Below are 17,115 nucleotides of genomic sequence, written 5' to 3' on the forward strand. Positions count from 1 at the left end.
CGTCTGGGCCGCTCCATGTCGCCCGTCGGCCGAAAGGACGTCTCAATGCAAGGCGCGGTAGATTTCTTCGGCAAGGTCCTTCGAAATGCCGTCGACCGTGGCGATGTCTTCCGCGCTGGCCGAGGCGATGCCGCGTATGCCGCCGAAGCGCTGAAGCAAGCTGGCGCGCCGCTTGGGGCCTATGCCCGCTATGTCTTCAAGCTTGCTGCCGCCCACCCTCACCTTGGCGCGCTTGGCCCGCATGCCGGTGATGGCAAAGCGGTGGGCCTCGTCACGGATCTGCGCAATCAGCATCAGCGCGGCCGAATCCCGCCCTAAATAGACCTTGTCGCGCCCGTCGGCGAACACCAGCTCTTCCAGGCCGACCTTGCGGCCCTCGCCTTTTTCAACGCCGGCGATCAGCCCCAGGTCCAGGCCCAGTTCCTCGAACACTTCCCGCGCCATCGACACCTGTCCCTTGCCGCCGTCGACCAGGACCAGGTCGGGCAGCTTGGCCTCGCCATTGCGCGCGGCTTCGGCCACGCGGGTGTAGCGGCGCGTCAGCACCTGGCGCATGGCGGCGTAGTCGTCGCCGGGCGTGATGCCTTCGATGTTGTAGCGGCGGTATTCGCCGTTGACCATCTTGTGCTCCTGGAACACCACGCAGGAGGCCTGCGTCGATTCACCAGCCGTGTGCGAAATGTCGAAGCACTCGATGCGCAGTGTGTCCAGGTTGTCGAGCGGCAGGTCCAGCGCCTCGGCCAACGCGCGCGTGCGTGCCTGCTGCGAGCCCTGCTCGGCCAGCAGCCTGGCCAGCTGCAGGCCGGCATTTTTCTGCGCCATCTCCAGCCAGATCCGGCGCTGCTCGCGCGGCTGGTGAATCGCCGTGACCTTGGTGCCGGTCTGCGCGCTGAGCGCCTCCATCAACTCCTTGTCCACCGGCTCGCTGCACACCAGGGTGGGCGGGACCGGTACGTCGATATAGTGCTGGGCGATGAAGGCCTCCAGCACCAGGGCCTCCAGCGATTTGCCGGCCGGCGAAGGCGGCGCGGGCGCGGCGCTCTCGCCGGAAGCTTCCGCCTGCGCGGCCTGCCGGGCGTCCGCATCGACCTCGGCATCGAGCGCCGCGACGTCCGTCGCGTTCTCAACATGGCTGGGAAAGTAAGCCCTGTCACCCAGGTGGCGGCCGCCACGCACCATGGCGAGGTTGACGCAGGCCTTGCCGCCCTGCACTTTCACCGCCAGGATGTCGACGTCCTTGTCGCCGCCGATTTCCATGGACTGCTGGTGCAGCACCTTGGACAGCGCCGACATCTGGTTGCGCAGCTCGGCGGCCTGCTCGAACTCCAACCGGTCGGCATGCACCAGCATCTTCTTCTCAAGCTCGGTCAGGATGTCCTGCGCCTGGCCCTGCAGGAAGCGCTCGGCGTTGGCCGTGTCCAGCGCGTATTGCTCAGGCGACACATGGCCCACGCAGGGCGCCGAGCAGCGCTTGATCTGGTACAGCAGGCAAGGCCGGGTGCGGTTGTTGAACACCGTGTCTTCGCAGGTGCGCAGGCGAAACACCTTTTGCAGCAGCAGGATGGTGTCCTTGACGGCCCAGGCGCTGGGGTAAGGCCCGAAGTAACGGTGCTTTTTCTCGACCGCGCCGCGGTAGTAGGCGATGCGCGGGAACACCGCGGCCGTGGGCCCCTCGCCCTCCACGGGCGCGCGCGCGCCTGTCAGCTTGAGGTAGGGGTAGCTTTTGTCGTCCCGAAACAGGATGTTGAATTTCGGGTTCAGCGTCTTGATCAGGTTGTTTTCCAGCAGCAACGCTTCCGCTTCGGAGCGCACCACCGTGGTTTCCATGCGAGCGATTTTGGTCACCATGTGGCCTATGCGCGTGCCGCCGTGGTTCTTCTGGAAGTAGTTGGAAACCCGCTTCTTCAGGTTGCGCGCCTTGCCGACGTAAAGCACGCCGCCCTCGGCATCGAAGTAGCGATACACGCCCGGCAACGCGGGCAGCGCGGCCACTTCGCTGAGCAGATGGGGATCGAATTCGTGGGCTTTGGTCATGGGCTGAAATGGGGACAACTGCCCGTATTGTGGACAATCCTTTCATGAATCGCCTGCAGTGGGACATTTTTTGCAAAGTCATCGACAACTTCGGGGACATCGGTGTGTGCTGGCGCTTGGCCGCCGACCTGGCTTCGCGCGGCCACACGGTGCGGCTCTGGGTCGATGACGCCTCGGCCCTGCGCTGGATGGCGCCGGCCGGGTGCGAAGGGGTTCGCGTGCTGCCTTGGCCACAGAACGGCACGCCGCTGGACCTGGAAGCCGCCGGCTTTGCGCAACAGGCACCCGAGGTGCTGGTCGAAGCCTTCGGCTGTGAGATCGCCCCCGAATTCGTGGCGGCAAGTGCCCGGGTGGCGGCTGAGACCGGCCATCCACCCGTCTGGATCAACCTCGAATACCTGTCCGCCGAGGACTACGTCGAGCGCTCCCACGCCCTGCCCTCGCCGGTGCAAAACGGCCCGCTGGCGGACTGGACCAAATGGTTTTTTTACCCCGGCTTCACCGAAAATACCGGCGGGCTGCTGCGCAAACCCGGCCTGCTGGAGCGACAGACCCGCTTTGACCGCGCCGGCTGGCTCAAAGCCCAGGGAATCGGCTGGAACGGCGAAGCGCTGGTGTCCCTGTTTTGCTACGAACCCCCGGCGCTGCAAAGCCTGCTGGCCCAACTGGCGCAACAAGGCCTGCAGGGGCGGCCCGTGCGCCTGCTGGTGGCCGCCGGGCGCGCCACCGGCGCGGTGCGCACCCTCGCCTTCGAGGAGAACGAGCGGCTCGCGATCTCCTACCTGCCCCTGCTGCCGCAAGCGGAGTTTGACCACCTGCTCTGGGCCTGCGACCTGAATTTCGTGCGCGGCGAAGACTCTCTGGTGCGGGCGATCTGGGCTGGGAAGCCTTTCGTCTGGCAGATCTACCCCCAGCAAGACGACGTCCACCAGGCCAAGCTGCAGGCCTTTTTGCACATGCTGCAAGCGCCGCCCTCCCTGCGCGCTTTTCATGTCGCCTGGAACAGCCAGGCAGAGCCCGGGGAGGCCCCGGCGCCATTGCCTGCCGACCTGTCCGCCTGGCAGGCCACGGCGCTGGCGGCCCGCGCCCGGCTGGCGGCCCAGGACGACCTGGTGACCCAATTGCTCGGCTTTGTGGCAAAAAAACGCTAAAATCATAGGCTTTGCGGATCAATCTGAAGATCGACCCAACCTGGGCGACCCGCACAACCCGCCGCGTAACCTGCACACCGGTGCAAGCGTTTAGCGGCCTACCTCAGTGAAACTGCTATGAAAATCGCTCAAGAAATACGCGCTGGCAACGTCATCATGAACGGCAAAGACCCGATGGTGGTGCTCAAGACCGAATACAGCCGCGGTGGGCGCAATTCCGCCACCGTGCGCATGAAGCTCAAAAGCCTGGTCGCCAACTTCAACACCGAAGTCGTGTTCAAGGCTGACGACAAGATCGACCAGATCGTCCTGGACAAGAAGGACTGCACCTATTCCTACTTCGCCGACCCGCTGTACGTCTGCATGGACTCCGAGTACAACCAGTACGAAGTCGAAGCCGAAAACATGGGCGACTCGCTGAACTACCTGCAGGACGGCATGGAACTCGAAGTCGTGTTCTACGACGGCAAGGCCATCTCGGTCGAACTGCCCACCAGCGTTCAGCGCGAAATCACCTGGACCGAACCCGCCGTCAAGGGCGACACCTCCGGCAAGGTCCTGAAGCCCGCCAAGATCGCCACCGGTTTTGAAATCGGCGTGCCCATCTTCGTGGCGCAGGGCGACGTGGTCGAAATCGACACCCGCACCGGCGAATACCGCAAGCGCGTGTAAACCGCTTCGGCCCCCCGCAAAAAGGCTCCTCACGGGGCCTTTTTGCTTTTCGGCCGTTCGCATGCCCCGGAAATGACGGCCCCGCCCTGATCGTTGACAATGGCGCATGGAACAAAAACAAGACTTATCCGTCGGCCGCCTGGCCAACGCCTGGGCTGAACTTCAGGCTTATGCCAGCGAGGGCAACCCCCTCGAAGCAGACGCCTCTCGCCTGGCCTTTGCCGACCCGGAGTTCTTGCTGCGGCGTGAAACCCGCGGCATACGTTTTCAGCTGGAACTGCTCAAGCCGGACCTGGAGCAGCAGGCCCACGGCATTGAAAACACCGTGGTGGTGTTCGGCAGCGCCCGGTTCCGCAGCGAAGAAGACTCCGCCCTGATGGTGGCCGAGGCCGAAGCCGGCGGCGATCCCGAGGTGATAGACCGCGCGAAGAAGCTGGCGCGCAACGCCCACTACTACGAGAGCGCCCGCGCCTTCGGCAAGCTGGTGGCCCAGTACAGCGATGACAAGCCGCCGGAAACCAAACTCTTCATCTGCACCGGCGGCGGCCCCGGCATCATGCAGGCGGCCAACCGGGGGGCGCACGAGGCCGGCGGCCTCAGCGTCGGCCTGGCCATCGTGCTGCCCATGGAAGAAGCGCCGAATCCCTACGTGCCGCCTGAGCTCTCCTTCAAGTTCCATTACTTCGCGCTGCGCAAGATGCACTTCATGATGCGCGCCAAGGCGCTGGTGGTGTTTCCGGGCGGCTTCGGCACGCTGGACGAATTGTTTGAGGTCATCACGCTGGTGCAGACGCGCAAGGCCAAACCGGTGCCCATCATTCTTTTCGGCAGCAGCTACTGGAAGCGCCTGCTCAATACCGAGATGCTGGTGGAGGAAGGCGTGATCTCGCCGAACGACCTCAAACTGCTTCAGTACGTGGACGACCCGCAAGTCGCCTGGGGCCTGATCAAGGACTTTTACCGTCTTTGAGTTCGCCGTGCCCGCCATGGGCCGGCATGCAGTCCTTGAGCAGCCAGGCCGCCCGCGAGCCGGCCCCCACCATCATGCCGGTGGTCCAGAACACGCCGGCGATCCCGACCAGCGCGCCGGCCGTGCCGAACAGCATGGGCATCACCACGCTGGATGCATTGATCGCCATCAGCCGCAAGCCCAACGCCTCGCCGTGGCGCGCCTCCGGCGTGATCTGGTGCAGCATGCTCATGACCATGGGCTGCACCATGCCCAGCGCCAGGCCCAGCAGGATGGAGCACAGGCCCATGCCGATCGCCGAGTGCATCAGCGGGTAGATGCCGAACAGCACCGCCGTCGCCAGCATGGACACCGCCAGCACCTTCCACTCGCGCAAATGGGCCGCCACCAGCGGCATCACCATGCGGATCAGCGCCGCCGCCACCGCGAAGGAACCCAGGATGGTGCCAATCACCGAAGCGCTGATGCCGCGCTCAAAACCCAGCACCGGCACCACAAAGGTGTGGACGTCCCAGCAGGACGACAAAAACCAGTTCACCAGCATCAGGCGGCGGAAGGTGGCCTGGCGCAGCAAATCCCAGGCCTTGGGCTGCGGGCCGCCGCTGGCGGCGATCACAGGCGGCAGTTCCCGCGTCTTGCGCACCAGGAACCAGCTGGCCAGCGGCAATATGGCCATCAGCAAAAACGCCGCGCGATAACCTGACGTGCTGCCGGGCATGGCGCCCACGTGGTCGATCAGCAGGCCGGCCGAAAACGGGCCGATGAAATTGGACACCGCCGGGCCTATGGCCAGCCAGCTGAACACCTGGCGCAGCTCCAGCGCGCCGACCGCCGCGCGGCCTACGTGGCGCTGCAGAGAAATCACCGCCGCGCCGGTCGCGCCGCCCGTCAGAAGCGCCGCCAGGCACAGCACCGGGAACACCGGGAAGGCCACCGCCGCCCCGGCCCCCAGCACGGCGGCGAACACGCTGTAGCTGATGGGCCGCCGCAAGCCGTGCCGGTCGGCAAAACGGCCCGCCGGCAAGGCGAGGAAGACTTGCGTCAAGGCAAACAGCGCGAGCAGCACGCCCACAGCCGCCGGGCTGTAGCCTTCGCGCAGCGCCAGCAGGGGCGCCGCCATGCGCGTGCCGGCCATGCAGGCATGCAGGCAGATCTGCGCCAGGATCAGGCGAGCGAGTTCACGCGTCATGAGGCGAAGCTCATGCGATATGCATCAGGAATTGTCCAGGTCTTTGTCAAGAGGGTCCAATGGAAGCAGGCGGGCGGAATCGACTTCGGGCAGGGCTTCAACGTTGCGCAAGGCCTTGCCCATGACACGGCTGCGCTGCTCGGCGCTGCTCAGCGTGTTGAGCACGGTTTCGGTTTGCGATTTGACCTTGGCCAGCACGTCGCCGAACTTGCCGAACTCGGTCTTGACCGCGCCCAGCACTTGCCACACCTCGCTGGAGCGCTTTTCCAGCGCCAGCGTGCGAAAGCCCATCTGCAGCGAGTTGAGCATGGCCAGCAGCGTGGTCGGGCCGGCCAGCGTGACACGGTGGTCGCGCTGCAGAAACTCCATCAGGCCGGGGCGCCGCAGCACTTCGGCATACAGGCCTTCGGTCGGCAGGAACAGGATGGCGAAATCGGTGGTGTAAGGCGGGTCTATGTATTTCTCGGCGATCGACTTGGCCTCGTTGCGGATTCGCACTTCGAGTGCCTTGCCGGCGATTTCGGCACCCAGCACGTCGGCGCGCTGCTGCGCATCCAGCAGGCGCTCATAGTCTTCATTCGGAAATTTCGCGTCTATGGGCAGCCACAACGGCTCGCCCGAATCCGACCGGCCCGGCAGCTTGATCGCGAAGTCGACCGGGTTCTTGCCGCCGCGGCGCGTGACGACCTGGGCCGCGTACTGGTCGACGGTGAACACCTGCTCGAGCAGGGCTGACAACTGCGCTTCGCCGAAAATGCCGCGCGTTTTTACATTGGTCAGCAGGTGCTTGAGGTCGCCTACGCCCTGCGCCAAAGTCTGCATCTCGCCCAGGCCCTTGTGCACCTGCTCCAGCCGGTCGGCCACCTGCTTGAAGCTTTCGCCCAGGCGGGTTTCCAGCGTGGTTTGCAGTTTTTCGTCGACCGTCTTGCGCATCTCGTCGAGCTTGGCCGAGTTGGTCTGCTGCAGTTGCGCGAGTTGTTTTTCCAGCGTCTCGCGCACTTCGCCCATGCGCCTGGCATTCGATTCGCTGACGGACTGCAGCTGCGTGGTCAGGGTATCCGACAGCGTTTTCTGCAGCAAGGTCAGCTGCTGCGCGAATGCGTCGATCTGCGTGTTCTGGGTGCGGATGGCCTCGGCGCTTTGCTGCACCAGCGTTTGCTGGAAAGTCGCGAAGGTGGTCGCCAGTTCCTGCCGGCTGCTGCGCGAGTTGTCGCCGATCTCGCGCCGCAGCTCACGCTCCAGTTTGTCGTGGCCCGCCGCGATAGTTGCCAGCAGCTCTGTGCGGCCGGTATCCGAGGGTTCGGCGGGCTTGCGCAGCAGCAGCCAGACCAGCAGGAGCAGGTTGGCCACCCCCAGGGCGATCATCAGCCAGGTTTCCATCATGGGTTCATTGTCCGCTTGCCGCCTTCTTTGTGCTTATTGGTCGGCCAGTACCGCAGGGTTGAGCGGGGTCGGAGGCTTCTTGCCGCTGAAAAATGCGATCAGGTTTTCGGCGGCCAGGCTCGCCATGGCCAGGCGTGTGGGGATGGTGGCGCTGGCGATGTGCGGCGTCAACACCACGTTGGGCACGGTCAGCAGGTCGGGATGCACCTTGGGTTCGCCCTCGAACACGTCCAGCCCGGCGGCCGCGATGCGTTTGTCGCGCAGAGCCGCGGCCAATGCGGCATCGTCCACAATGCCGCCTCGCGCGATGTTGATCAGCGTGGCGGTCGGCTTCATCATGGCCAGCTCGGCTGCCGCGATGCTGTGGTGGGAGGCCGGCGAATACGGCAGCACCAGCACAAGGTGGTCGGCCGTCTTGAGCAACTCTTCCTTGCCGACATAGCTGGCCTTGCATTCGGCCTCCAGCGCGGCGTCCAGGCGCGAACGGTTGTGGTAAATCACCTTCATGCCAAAGCCATGGGCGCCGCGTTTGGCGATGCCCTGCCCTATCCGGCCCATGCCCAGGATGCCCAGGGTGGCGCCGTGGATGTCGGAGCCGGCAAACATGTCGTAGCTCCACTTGGTCCACTTGCCGGCACGCAGATAGTGTTCGCTCTCGGTGACGCGGCGGGCCGTGGCCATGAGCAGTGCGAAGCCAAAATCGGCGGTGGTTTCAGTCAGCACGTCGGGTGCGTTGGTGGCCAGCACGCCGGCCGCCGTCATCGCGTCGATGTCGAAGTTGTTGTAGCCCACAGCCATGTTGGCGCAGATCTTCAGGCCTGGGCRGGCCGCCAGCACTTCCGCGTCGATCTTGTCGCCGCCGGTGGTGAAAGCGCCGTCCTTGCCCTTGAGGCGCTCGGTCAGCTGGGCCTTGGACCAGGTTTCATCGCCCTGGTTGGATTCGACGTCGAAATGCTGTTCCAGGCGGGCGATGACTTCGGGGAATACAGCGCGCGCGACGAGGATTTTGGGTTTGCTCATGGTTGTTGTCGGTTTTCTTGCGATGAATAGGCTACTTGAACCAGATGAAGGTCATGATGATGAAGAGGGGGAGCAACACTGCGCCGGACCATGCCATGTAGCCGAAAAAGCTGGGCATATCAACGCCGCGCTCTTCCGCAACGGCTTTAACCATCATATTAGGTGCGTTGCCAATGTAGGAGTTGGCGCCCATGAACACGGCACCGGCCGAAATGGCCGCCAGCGTCGGCGCCAGCGTCGTCATCAAGGCGGCCGGGTCACCACCCGCTGTATTAAAAAACACCAGGTAGGTCGGTGCGTTGTCCAGGAAGGAACTCAACGCGCCGGTAGCCCAGAAATACATAGCCGGGTCAGGCTGGCCGTCGGGCCGCGTCACCGCCGCGACGATGGCGCCGAAAGGCCCTTGCGCACCCGCCTTCAGCATCGCGATCACGGGAATGATGGTCAGGAAAATGCCGGCAAACAGCTTGGCGACCTCCTGCATGGGACCCCACGAAAACTGGTTGTCCCGGTGCACGCCAGCTGGCGTCAGGCGTAGCGAAATAAACGTAATTACCAGCAGGCCCGCATCGCGCACCAGCCCGGGCAAACCCACCGTGGTGCCGAAAATATCGAAACCCAGCGAAGTCTTCCAGAATCCGCTGAGCAAGACCAGGCCGACCACCGCGGCCAGCAGCCAGAAATTGATCACACCGTCGAAGCCGGTGCGCGGGGTGTCCGGTGTCGGGTCAACCGGGAGCACGCCCTCCCTGGCGTAATACCAGCGGTCCAGCAGGTAAAAGATCACCAGCAAGCTGACCGCCAGAAACAGGGTCTGCGGGAACAAGTGGCTGACCGTCCAGAAAAAATCAACACCTTTCAAAAATCCGAGAAACAACGGCGGGTCACCGAGCGGCGTGAGCGAGCCGCCCGCGTTGGACACCAGGAAGATGAAAAAAACCACGACATGCGCCTTGTGCGCCCGGTTGTCGTTGGCGCGTATCAGCGGCCGGATCATCAGCATGGAAGCACCGGTGGTGCCCATAAAACTGGCCAGCACCGTGCCGACGGCAAGGATGGTCACGTTGGTGGCCGGGCTGCCGTGCAGGTTGCCGCGGATGAAGATGCCGCCCGCCACGGTGTAGAGCGCCACCAGCAGGATGATGAAGGGAATGTATTCGGCCAGCAGCGCGTGCACCAGGCTGGCGCCCGCCACGGCGGGGCCGAACACGGCGGCAAATGGAAGGAAAAACACCAGCGTCCACGCGGCGGCGACTTTGCCGAAATGGTGATGCCAGAATGAAGGCACCAGCAAAGGCATCAAGGCGATTGACAGGAGGATGCCTGCAAAGGGAATGCCCCAGGCCCATGAAAGGCGGCTGCCGTCAATATCAGCCGCCATGGACAGGGCCGGCAGGCACATCAAAGCCCCCGCGGCAACGCTGCGTAAAAATCTCATTGCATTTTCCTCAAGCGATTTCAAAAACCTGGCGCAGATAGGCCAGGTATTTTTCGTCGTCGCACATGTTCTTGGAAGGGGTGTCGGACAGCTTGGCCACCGGCTGGCCGTTGCAGCGGATCATCTTGATGACGATCTGCAGCGGCTCATAGCCGAGGTCGTTGGTCAGGTTGGTGCCTATGCCGAAGGCCAGCTGGCAGCGGCCCTTGAACTGCTGGTACAGCTCTATGGTGCGCGGCACCGTGAGGCCGTCGCTGAAGATCAGCGTCTTGGTCTTGGGGTCGACGCGGTTTTTGGTGTAGTGCGCGAGCATGCGCTCGCCCCACTGGAACGGGTCCCCGCTGTCGTGGCGCGCACCGTCGAAAAGCTTGCAGAAGTACATGTCGAAGTCGCGCAGGAAGGCACTCATGCCGTAGACGTCGGACAGCGCGATGCCCAGGTCGCCCCGGTATTCCTTCGCCCAGGATTCAAACCCGAAGACCTGGCTGTCGCGCAGCCGCGGGCCCAGCGCCTGGCAGGCCTGCAGGTATTCATGCGCCATGGTGCCCAGGGGCGTCAGGCCCAGCTTCATCGCGAACAGCACGTTGCTGGTGCCGGCGAGCTGGCCCTGCACGCCGGTGCCGAGGCGGGTGACCAGGGTGCGCAGCACTTCCTCGTGCCAGGCCTTGCCGAAGCGGCGGCGCGTGCCGTAGTCGGCGATCTTGAGCGCGCCCAGGCCCTCGGCCTGCAGCTGGCCTATCTTGGTGTCCAGCCGCCGGCGGCCTTCGCTGACGTCGGCCTTTTTCTGCGTGTTGCGAAAGTAGACCTCGTTGATGATGGCGAGCACCGGGATCTCGAACAGGATGGTGTGCAACCAGGGGCCCTTGATGGACACCTCGATTTCACCCGAAGGCAGCGCCGTGACGTCCACGTACTTTTCATTGAGCCGGAAGATGCCGAGGAAATCAATGAAGTCGCTTTTGATGAAACGCATGGCCTTGAGGTAGGCCAGCTCGGCATCCTGGAACCGCAGGCTGCACAGGCCGCGGATTTCCTCGCGTATCTCAGTCACATAGGGTGCAAGGTCGCCTATGCCCGGTGCGCCGGCGTTGCGGCACTTGAAGCGGTACTCCACCTCGGCACCCGGAAACTGGTGCAAGACCACCTGCATCATGGTGAACTTGTACAAGTCAGTGTCGAGCAAACTGGTGATGATCATGGAGAAGGCTTGAGGCCGTGGCGCCGGGGCGCCTTGGTGGTTAATGTGAACAAGCCCGTTGCAAATCTTGCAAGCGGGCTTTCAACGCGCTAACTCAGGTACCCAGGAAATCCACTTCAAACAGCAAGGTGGCGTTCGGCGGAATCACGCCGCCGGCGCCGCGCGCGCCGTAGCCCAGCTCAGCCGGGATGATCAGGCGGCGCGTGCCGCCCACCGACATGCCCTGCACGCCCTCGTCCCAACCGCGTATGACCTGGCCCGCGCCCAGCGAGAACTCAAAGGGCTGGCCGCGGTCCTTGCTGGAGTCGAACTTGGCGCCTTGCACGCCGTTGTTGTAGAGCCAGCCGGTGTAGTGCACCTTGACGTTCTGGCCCGCCTTGGCGATGGCGCCGGTGCCCAGCACGGTGTCTTCGTACTGCAGGCCGGAGGGGGTGGTCGTGATGTTGCTCATGGAGAGGTCCTTTTGGAGGAAATGGAAAGATTAAAAAGGGAAGGGAGAAAGAAAAGAGAGAAAGCGGCAAAGAAAGGAAAAACGGGAACGAAACGGGTCTTTCTTCATGAACCCCTGACTTTACCCGCAACCAGCAAAACCAGCCTGTCAGCGCGGGCAGCGAGCAGCTGGTTCTGCTCGGCCACCAGCAGGCCCAAGCCCTGCTGCCGCAGCGCCAGCAGTGCATCGCGAATCGCTTCCACCAGCACCGGGGCAATGCCCTCACAGGGTTCATCGAGCAGCAGGATGCGGGGACCGGTCATGAGCGTGCGGGCAATCGCGAGCATCTGCTGCTCGCCGCCGCTCATCTGGGCGGCGCGTCGTCCCAGCATGGACTTGAGCGCGGGGAACAGGTCCAGCGCCCTGGCCTCCTGCGCCGCCACGTCGCGGCCCGCCGCGATGCGCAGGTTCTCGCGCACCGTGAGTTCGGTGAAGAGCCGGCGGTCTTCGGCGACATAACCCAGGCCGGCCTGCGCGCGGCGGTGGGTGTCCCAGCGTTCAATGGGGGCCAGGTCCGCGCCCTGGGCACCCGCCGGGTCGCGGTAGCGGATGTGGCCTTCAGTGCGCACCTCCAGGCCCATCAGGGATTTGAGCAAGGTGGATTTCCCGGCGCCGTTGAGCCCCTGCAATACCACCAGTTCACCGGGCGCCACTTGCAGCGACACACCAAACAGCGCCTGGGCCGGGCCGTAAAAAGCGTTGAGTTGGTCGACCTCAAGCATGGCCGGCCCCCTCCCCGCCCGCCTGGCCCAGGTAGCGGCTGCGCACCACGGCGTCGCGCGAGATTTCTTCGAACGAGCCTTGCGCGGCCAGCCGGCCTTCGATCAGCACCAGCACGCGGTCGGCGACGCCGGCGACGGCGTCCATATTGTGTTCGGTGTAGAGCACCGCCATGCCCTGCCCCGCCAGGCGCTTCACGAGTTGCATCAGGTCGGCGCGCTCAGGTCCGGCCAGGCCAGCGGCGGGTTCGTCCAGCAGCAGGAGCTGCGGCCGCGCCGCCAGCGCCAGGGCCAGTTCGAGCCGCTTTTTCGCGCCATAGGGCAGGCTCAGCGCGTCCTGCGCCGCCAGGGCTTCAAGCCCGGTCTGCGCCAGCAAGGCCAGGGCCGGCTCGCGCGCCTGGCCGTCCAGGCGCCTGAAAGCTGAGACGGCCCGTGAGCCCAGACGCGCCTGCACGGCGAGCTGCACGTTCTGCAACACCGTGAGCGCTTCAAACACCTGGGCCACCTGGAAGGTGCGCGCCACACCCAGCCGCAAGCGCGCCTGCGGGCTGAGCCCCTGAAGCGCCTGGCCGTTCCAGGCGATGTCGCCGCCTGTCAGCGGGTATTGGCCGGCGATGCAGGCAAAGGTGGTGGACTTGCCGGCGCCGTTGGGCCCTATCAGGGCGACGCACTGGCCCGGCGGCACTTCAAAGCTCACGCCGTCCACAGCACGCAGGCCGTCAAAATGCTTGACGAGTTGCCGGACCTGCAGCATCAGGCGGCCCTTTCGGGCTTGCGCCGCCGCCAGATGCCGGCAAGCCGCGGCAGCAAACCCAGCAGCCCCGAGGGCGAGGCCACCATGATCAGCATGATGAAGACGCCCAGCAGGCCGCGCCAGTAAGTCACTTCGCGTCCGAGTTCGGCGCCGGCGTAGCTCAACACGATGCTGCCCGCCACCGCGCCCCAGAGCTGGTGTACGCCGCCCAGCAAGACCACCAGCAAGGCATCGACCGACGTGGAGACCGACGCGAGCGAGGGGAACACCGCGCCTTTATGCGCGGCGGCCAGGCCGCCGGCCAGGCCGGCCAGCACGGCGCTTTCCACAAAAATACGGTACTTGAGCCAACCCACCGCCAGCCCCGAGGCCGAGGCGCGCAAAGGCGCGTCGCGCAGGGCCTGCAGCGCGGCCCCCATGACCGAGCGTCCCAGAAAGCGCAGCGCGGCCACGGCCACCAGCGCCAGCGCCACCAGCAGCGCGTAAAACACCGGCCGGCCCTCGTCGCTCACCAGCGTGAGCCCGATCAGGCCGTTGTCGCCGCCGGTGAGGCCTACCCACTGCGTGGCGCCGGCCCAGATCACCTGCGCGAGCGCCAGCGACAGCATGGCCAGGTAAACGCCGCTGCTGCGCACCACCGCCGCACCGAACACCGCGGCCACCGCCAGGGCCGCACCGCAGCCGGCCGCCAGTGCCAGCGGCAGCGAAGCGCCCCACAGGCTGTGCGACAGTGCCGCGCCGTAGGCGCCCAGCGCAAAGAAGGCGGCATGGCCAAAGCTGACCAGGCCGCCCAGTGCCATCATGGACTGCAGGCTGATGCCGAAGATCATGAGTATCATTGCGTCGGCCGCCAGCGCCTGCCAGTAAGGCCCGCCCGCCCATGCCAGGGCGGCCAGCAGCAAAAAGGCGGCTGTGATCGCCGAGGATCCGGCCGCGCCTATTGCCAGGCCGCGAAACCTCTGGACCGCCTCGCGCACGCCGCCGCCGGCCTCCTGCGCCGAGACCGCCTTGCCGTTGAGCCCCTGGGGCCGGAACACCAGCACCACGGCCATGGTCACGAACACGATGACCAGCGTGGCCTGCGGAAACACATTGATGCCGAAGGCATGGACCAGTCCGATCAGCAGGGCCGCCACAAAGGCGCCGCCTATGCTGCCCAGCCCGCCGGTGACCACCACCACAAAGGTTTCCACAATCACGTTCATGTCCATCTGCAGGTGGGCGGGCTCGCGCGGCAGCTGCAGTGCGCCGGCCAGGCCCGCCAGCGCGCAACCCAGCACCACGGCACCCAGCATCAGCGGACGCGGGTTGACACCGAGTGCCGCGAGCATGGAACGGTCCTGCGTGGCAGCGCGCAGGCGCTGGCCGAAACGCGAACGCCGCAGCAGCAGGTGCAGGCCCAGCCAGACCAGCGGGCCCAGCGCGATCATCGTGAGCTGGTAGACGGGAAAGAACTCGTCGCCGATCTGCACCGAACCCTTGAGACCCGGAAAGCGCGGCGCGAACACTTCGTCGGGGCCGAAGCCCCACTGCATCGCATCGTGCATCGCCAGCGTGAGGCCGAAGGTGGCGACCAGCTGGTAAAGCTCGGGCGCACCGCTCATGCGCCTGAGCAGCAGGAATTCAGCCGCGGCGCCGGCCAGCCCCGCGCAGGCCGCACCCATCAAAATCGCAAGAAGATACAGCGGAGCGCTTTCGCCCCAGGCAGGAAACCAGTGCGTGACCCAGTGCGCCGTGAACAGCGCGCCCAGCATGAAAAAACTGCCGTGCGCGAAGTTGACGATGCGCGTCACGCCGAAGATCAGCGTGAGGCCAGCCGCCATCAGGAACAGCGTGGTGGCGTACGACAGTCCACCGAGCAGCTGGACCACGGAAAAAGTCATCCCCTCAGTCCAGCCAGGTGGTGAACTCAGTGGCCGGTACGCGCGGCGTGCGGAAAGTATTGACGAGCGCCGCCTCATCGGCATAGCCCAGCGCCATGCCGCACACCAGCATCTCACCCTCCCCCGCGCCTATGTGCGGCAGGATGATTTTGCCGAAGCCGTTCCAGGCGGCCTGCGGACAGGTGTGCAGTCCCAGGCCGCGCGCGGCCACCATGAGGTTCTGCATGAACATGCCGTAGTCCACCAGCGAGCCGCGGCCCATCACGCGGTCCAGTGTGAACATCAGGCCCACGGGTGCGTCGAAAAATTTGAAGTTGCGGTGATGCTGCGCATGCATCCTGTCCTTGTCGCCCTTGGTGATGCCCAGCAGGCCGTAGAGGCCCCAGCCGTTGGCGCGGCGCCGGTCTATATAGGGCGAGACCCACTGCTCGGGGTAGTAGTCGTATTCCTCTTTGTACTCGGCCGCCAGGGCCGGATTGGCGTGCAGCGCGTCATGGGCCCGGCAGACCTTTTCGACCAGGGTGTCGCGGCTCGCGCCCTGCAGCACATAGGCCTTCCAGGGCTGGGTGTTGGTGCCCGAGGGCGCGCGGCTGGCGACTTCCAGCAGGTGGGCGATCGTTTCGCGCGGCACCGGCTTGGGCAGAAACTGTCGTATGGACTGCCGGCTGACGATGGCTTCTTCCACCGCGTTGCGCGCATCGCCCGCGTGGCGGGGAGTGATATAGGGAAGCACGGGCGGTGCCTGGGTCATCGGAGGGTCTCCAGTACGGAAAGCAGTTCAGGTGGCAAAGGCGCCGGCCGGCGCGTGGCGCGGTCTACATAGACGTGGATGAAATGGCCTTTGGCCGCGCAGGGCTGGCGTTCATCGCCAGGGAACAGCGCCACCTCGTAGCGCACGCTGGACGAGCCGACGTGCGCCACACGAATCCCGGCCACCACGGGCTCGGGAAACGCCAGCGGCGCGAAGTAGTTGCATTGGGTCTCTATCACCAGGCCGATCACGCTGCCGGTGTGGATGTCGATGGCGCCGCGTTCAATCAGCAGGCCGTTGACGGCGGTGTCGAACCAGCTGTAGTAGACGACGTTGTTGACGTGGCCGTAAATGTCGTTGTCGGACCAGCGGGTGCCGATGTCGCGGAAAGCTTTGTAGGCGCTACGGGCTTCGGCTTGCGGTCGTGTCGGGGAGGTCATGAGGCCCTATTTTGCCAGCGCGGGCCAGGGCGGGCTCGGGGGCTATGTTTGCCCCGATGGCGTGAGGCTCACGCCCCAGCAATTCGGGCAGCCGGTTCGGCAGAGGAACGTTGTCCCGCTGCAGCAGGATCCAGTGCCCATAGGAGAAAGGAGAGAAATGCAGCACGTCGCAAACATGCGAGCCCACCCGCGCCATCCAGTTGGGCAGGGGCAATTGCAGGGCGGGGGCGCCGGTGTAGTCGGCGCGCAGCGCACGCAGGTACTCTGCATAACCGTAGCGGCGTGTGCCGCCCAGTTCGACTTCGCGGTGGGCGGCCAGCGAAGGCATGGCCGCCAGGACGGCAAAAGCCAGGCCGAGGTCTGCGGCCGTCATCGCCGCGATGCCGCCGCGCGCGGCGCGCGGGATGGCGTGCAAGGGCGAGCGCGACAGGCCGCGTAGCCAGCGCGCGCCAAAGCCGCCCTCGCCGTCGAGCAGCGAGGGGCGCACGATGGCGTAGTCGCTGCCCGAGGCCGCGATGGCGCGCTCACCGAGCAGCTTGCTCGACAGGAAGCGGCTTTTGGCGCCTTCATGCAGACCCAGGGCCGAGGTGTGGATGAAGCGAATGCCCGCCGCGGCACAGGCCAGGGCCAGTGCCGCCGGCGCGCGGTGGTGCACGTGGTCGTAAGACTCATTCGGCCGCTGGCGCAAGATGCCCACGCAGTTGACGACCACGTCGACGTCTTTGAGCAAGGCGTCCCAGGCATCCAGTTGCAGCAACTGTTCAAAGCGCGCAAGACGCACGGCGGCAAAGGGATAGGCGGTTTCGTGGCGCTCGGGATGGCGGCTGCCTATCGCGACTTGTGCGCCGCAAGCATGCAGCGCCGCCACGGCATGGCGGCCGATAAAGCCGGTGCCGCCGAGGACCAGTACTCGCAGAGAGGAAGGTTTTTCAGGCGCGTCGTGAATATCGGAAGTGGTCGGCGGCATGTTTTTTTGCTCTTCTATGTCAAGGGTCGCCGGGGCGAATCCCTGGCAATGTAGCA

16 protein-coding genes are annotated in these 17,115 nt (G+C 65.2%); 3 read left to right on the top strand and 13 right to left on the bottom strand.

The features are described from left to right. Window positions 1-42: 42 nt before the first annotated feature. Window positions 43-2,034, bottom strand: coding sequence for an excinuclease ABC subunit UvrC (gene uvrC / locus AC1D0O_RS14010; RefSeq protein WP_477654115.1), 1,992 nt, complete (start codon window positions 2,032-2,034; stop codon window positions 43-45). 44 nt (window positions 2,035-2,078) lie between these two features. Between uvrC and earP the strand changes: the two genes are divergently transcribed. The 3 genes from earP (at window position 2,079) to AC1D0O_RS14025 (ending at window position 4,827) form a co-directional block, all read left to right on the top strand. After that, entirely contained in the window at window positions 2,079-3,185 is a 1,107-nt protein-coding gene (gene earP, locus AC1D0O_RS14015; protein ID WP_477654116.1) for an elongation factor P maturation arginine rhamnosyltransferase EarP, read from the top strand. Window positions 3,186-3,302: 117 nt separating this feature from the next. Then, the gene (gene efp, locus AC1D0O_RS14020; protein ID WP_411883615.1) at window positions 3,303-3,857 is read left to right on the top strand and encodes an elongation factor P; all 555 of its coding nucleotides are present in this window, start codon (window positions 3,303-3,305) and stop codon (window positions 3,855-3,857) included. Window positions 3,858-3,963: 106 nt separating this feature from the next. Continuing rightward, window positions 3,964-4,827: an LOG family protein gene (locus AC1D0O_RS14025; RefSeq protein ID WP_477654117.1), complete on the top strand. Its 864-nt coding sequence runs from the start codon at window positions 3,964-3,966 to the stop codon at window positions 4,825-4,827. Here the strand turns inward: AC1D0O_RS14025 and AC1D0O_RS14030 are convergent. The 12 genes from AC1D0O_RS14030 to AC1D0O_RS14085 form a co-directional block, all read right to left on the bottom strand. Beyond that, a complete protein-coding gene (locus tag AC1D0O_RS14030) occupies window positions 4,805-6,016 on the bottom strand; it encodes an MFS transporter (protein WP_477654118.1) in 1,212 nt (403 codons plus the stop codon). The genes AC1D0O_RS14025 and AC1D0O_RS14030 overlap by 23 nt on opposite strands. Window positions 6,017-6,040: 24 nt before the next feature. Continuing rightward, the gene (gene rmuC, locus AC1D0O_RS14035; RefSeq protein ID WP_477654276.1) at window positions 6,041-7,396 is read right to left on the bottom strand and encodes a DNA recombination protein RmuC; all 1,356 of its coding nucleotides are present in this window, start codon (window positions 7,394-7,396) and stop codon (window positions 6,041-6,043) included. A 36-nt stretch (window positions 7,397-7,432) separates the two neighbouring features. Beyond that, complete coding sequence (locus AC1D0O_RS14040) at window positions 7,433-8,419, bottom strand: 2-hydroxyacid dehydrogenase (protein ID WP_477654119.1); 987 nt, start codon at window positions 8,417-8,419, stop codon at window positions 7,433-7,435. A 31-nt stretch (window positions 8,420-8,450) separates the two neighbouring features. Next, on the bottom strand, window positions 8,451-9,857 hold the full coding sequence (locus AC1D0O_RS14045; protein WP_477654120.1) for a sodium:proton antiporter: 1,407 nt from the start codon (window positions 9,855-9,857) through the stop codon (window positions 8,451-8,453). Window positions 9,858-9,867: 10 nt separating this feature from the next. Beyond that, entirely contained in the window at window positions 9,868-11,055 is a 1,188-nt protein-coding gene (gene pncB / locus AC1D0O_RS14050) for a nicotinate phosphoribosyltransferase (RefSeq protein WP_477654121.1), read from the bottom strand. A 94-nt stretch (window positions 11,056-11,149) separates the two neighbouring features. After that, complete coding sequence (locus AC1D0O_RS14055) at window positions 11,150-11,506, bottom strand: FKBP-type peptidyl-prolyl cis-trans isomerase (protein ID WP_477654122.1); 357 nt, start codon at window positions 11,504-11,506, stop codon at window positions 11,150-11,152. Window positions 11,507-11,610: 104 nt separating this feature from the next. Next, window positions 11,611-12,267, bottom strand: coding sequence for an ABC transporter ATP-binding protein (locus AC1D0O_RS14060; RefSeq protein WP_477654123.1), 657 nt, complete (start codon window positions 12,265-12,267; stop codon window positions 11,611-11,613). After that, the gene (locus AC1D0O_RS14065; RefSeq protein WP_477654124.1) at window positions 12,260-13,018 is read right to left on the bottom strand and encodes an ABC transporter ATP-binding protein; all 759 of its coding nucleotides are present in this window, start codon (window positions 13,016-13,018) and stop codon (window positions 12,260-12,262) included. The genes AC1D0O_RS14060 and AC1D0O_RS14065 overlap by 8 nt, the downstream gene beginning before the upstream one ends. Then, window positions 13,018-14,901: an ABC transporter permease gene (locus AC1D0O_RS14070; RefSeq protein WP_477654125.1), complete on the bottom strand. Its 1,884-nt coding sequence runs from the start codon at window positions 14,899-14,901 to the stop codon at window positions 13,018-13,020. The genes AC1D0O_RS14065 and AC1D0O_RS14070 overlap by 1 nt, the downstream gene beginning before the upstream one ends. Window positions 14,902-14,905: 4 nt before the next feature. After that, complete coding sequence (locus AC1D0O_RS14075; protein WP_477654126.1) at window positions 14,906-15,652, bottom strand: nitroreductase; 747 nt, start codon at window positions 15,650-15,652, stop codon at window positions 14,906-14,908. Beyond that, entirely contained in the window at window positions 15,649-16,092 is a 444-nt protein-coding gene (locus AC1D0O_RS14080) for an acyl-CoA thioesterase (RefSeq protein WP_477654127.1), read from the bottom strand. Before AC1D0O_RS14080 ends, AC1D0O_RS14075 begins: the two co-directional genes overlap by 4 nt. Beyond that, the gene (locus AC1D0O_RS14085; RefSeq protein WP_477654128.1) at window positions 16,055-17,059 is read right to left on the bottom strand and encodes an NAD(P)H-binding protein; all 1,005 of its coding nucleotides are present in this window, start codon (window positions 17,057-17,059) and stop codon (window positions 16,055-16,057) included. Before AC1D0O_RS14085 ends, AC1D0O_RS14080 begins: the two co-directional genes overlap by 38 nt. Window positions 17,060-17,115 lie beyond the last annotated feature (56 nt).

The sequence above is a fragment of the Polaromonas sp. P1_F2 genome, from assembly GCF_056405735.1.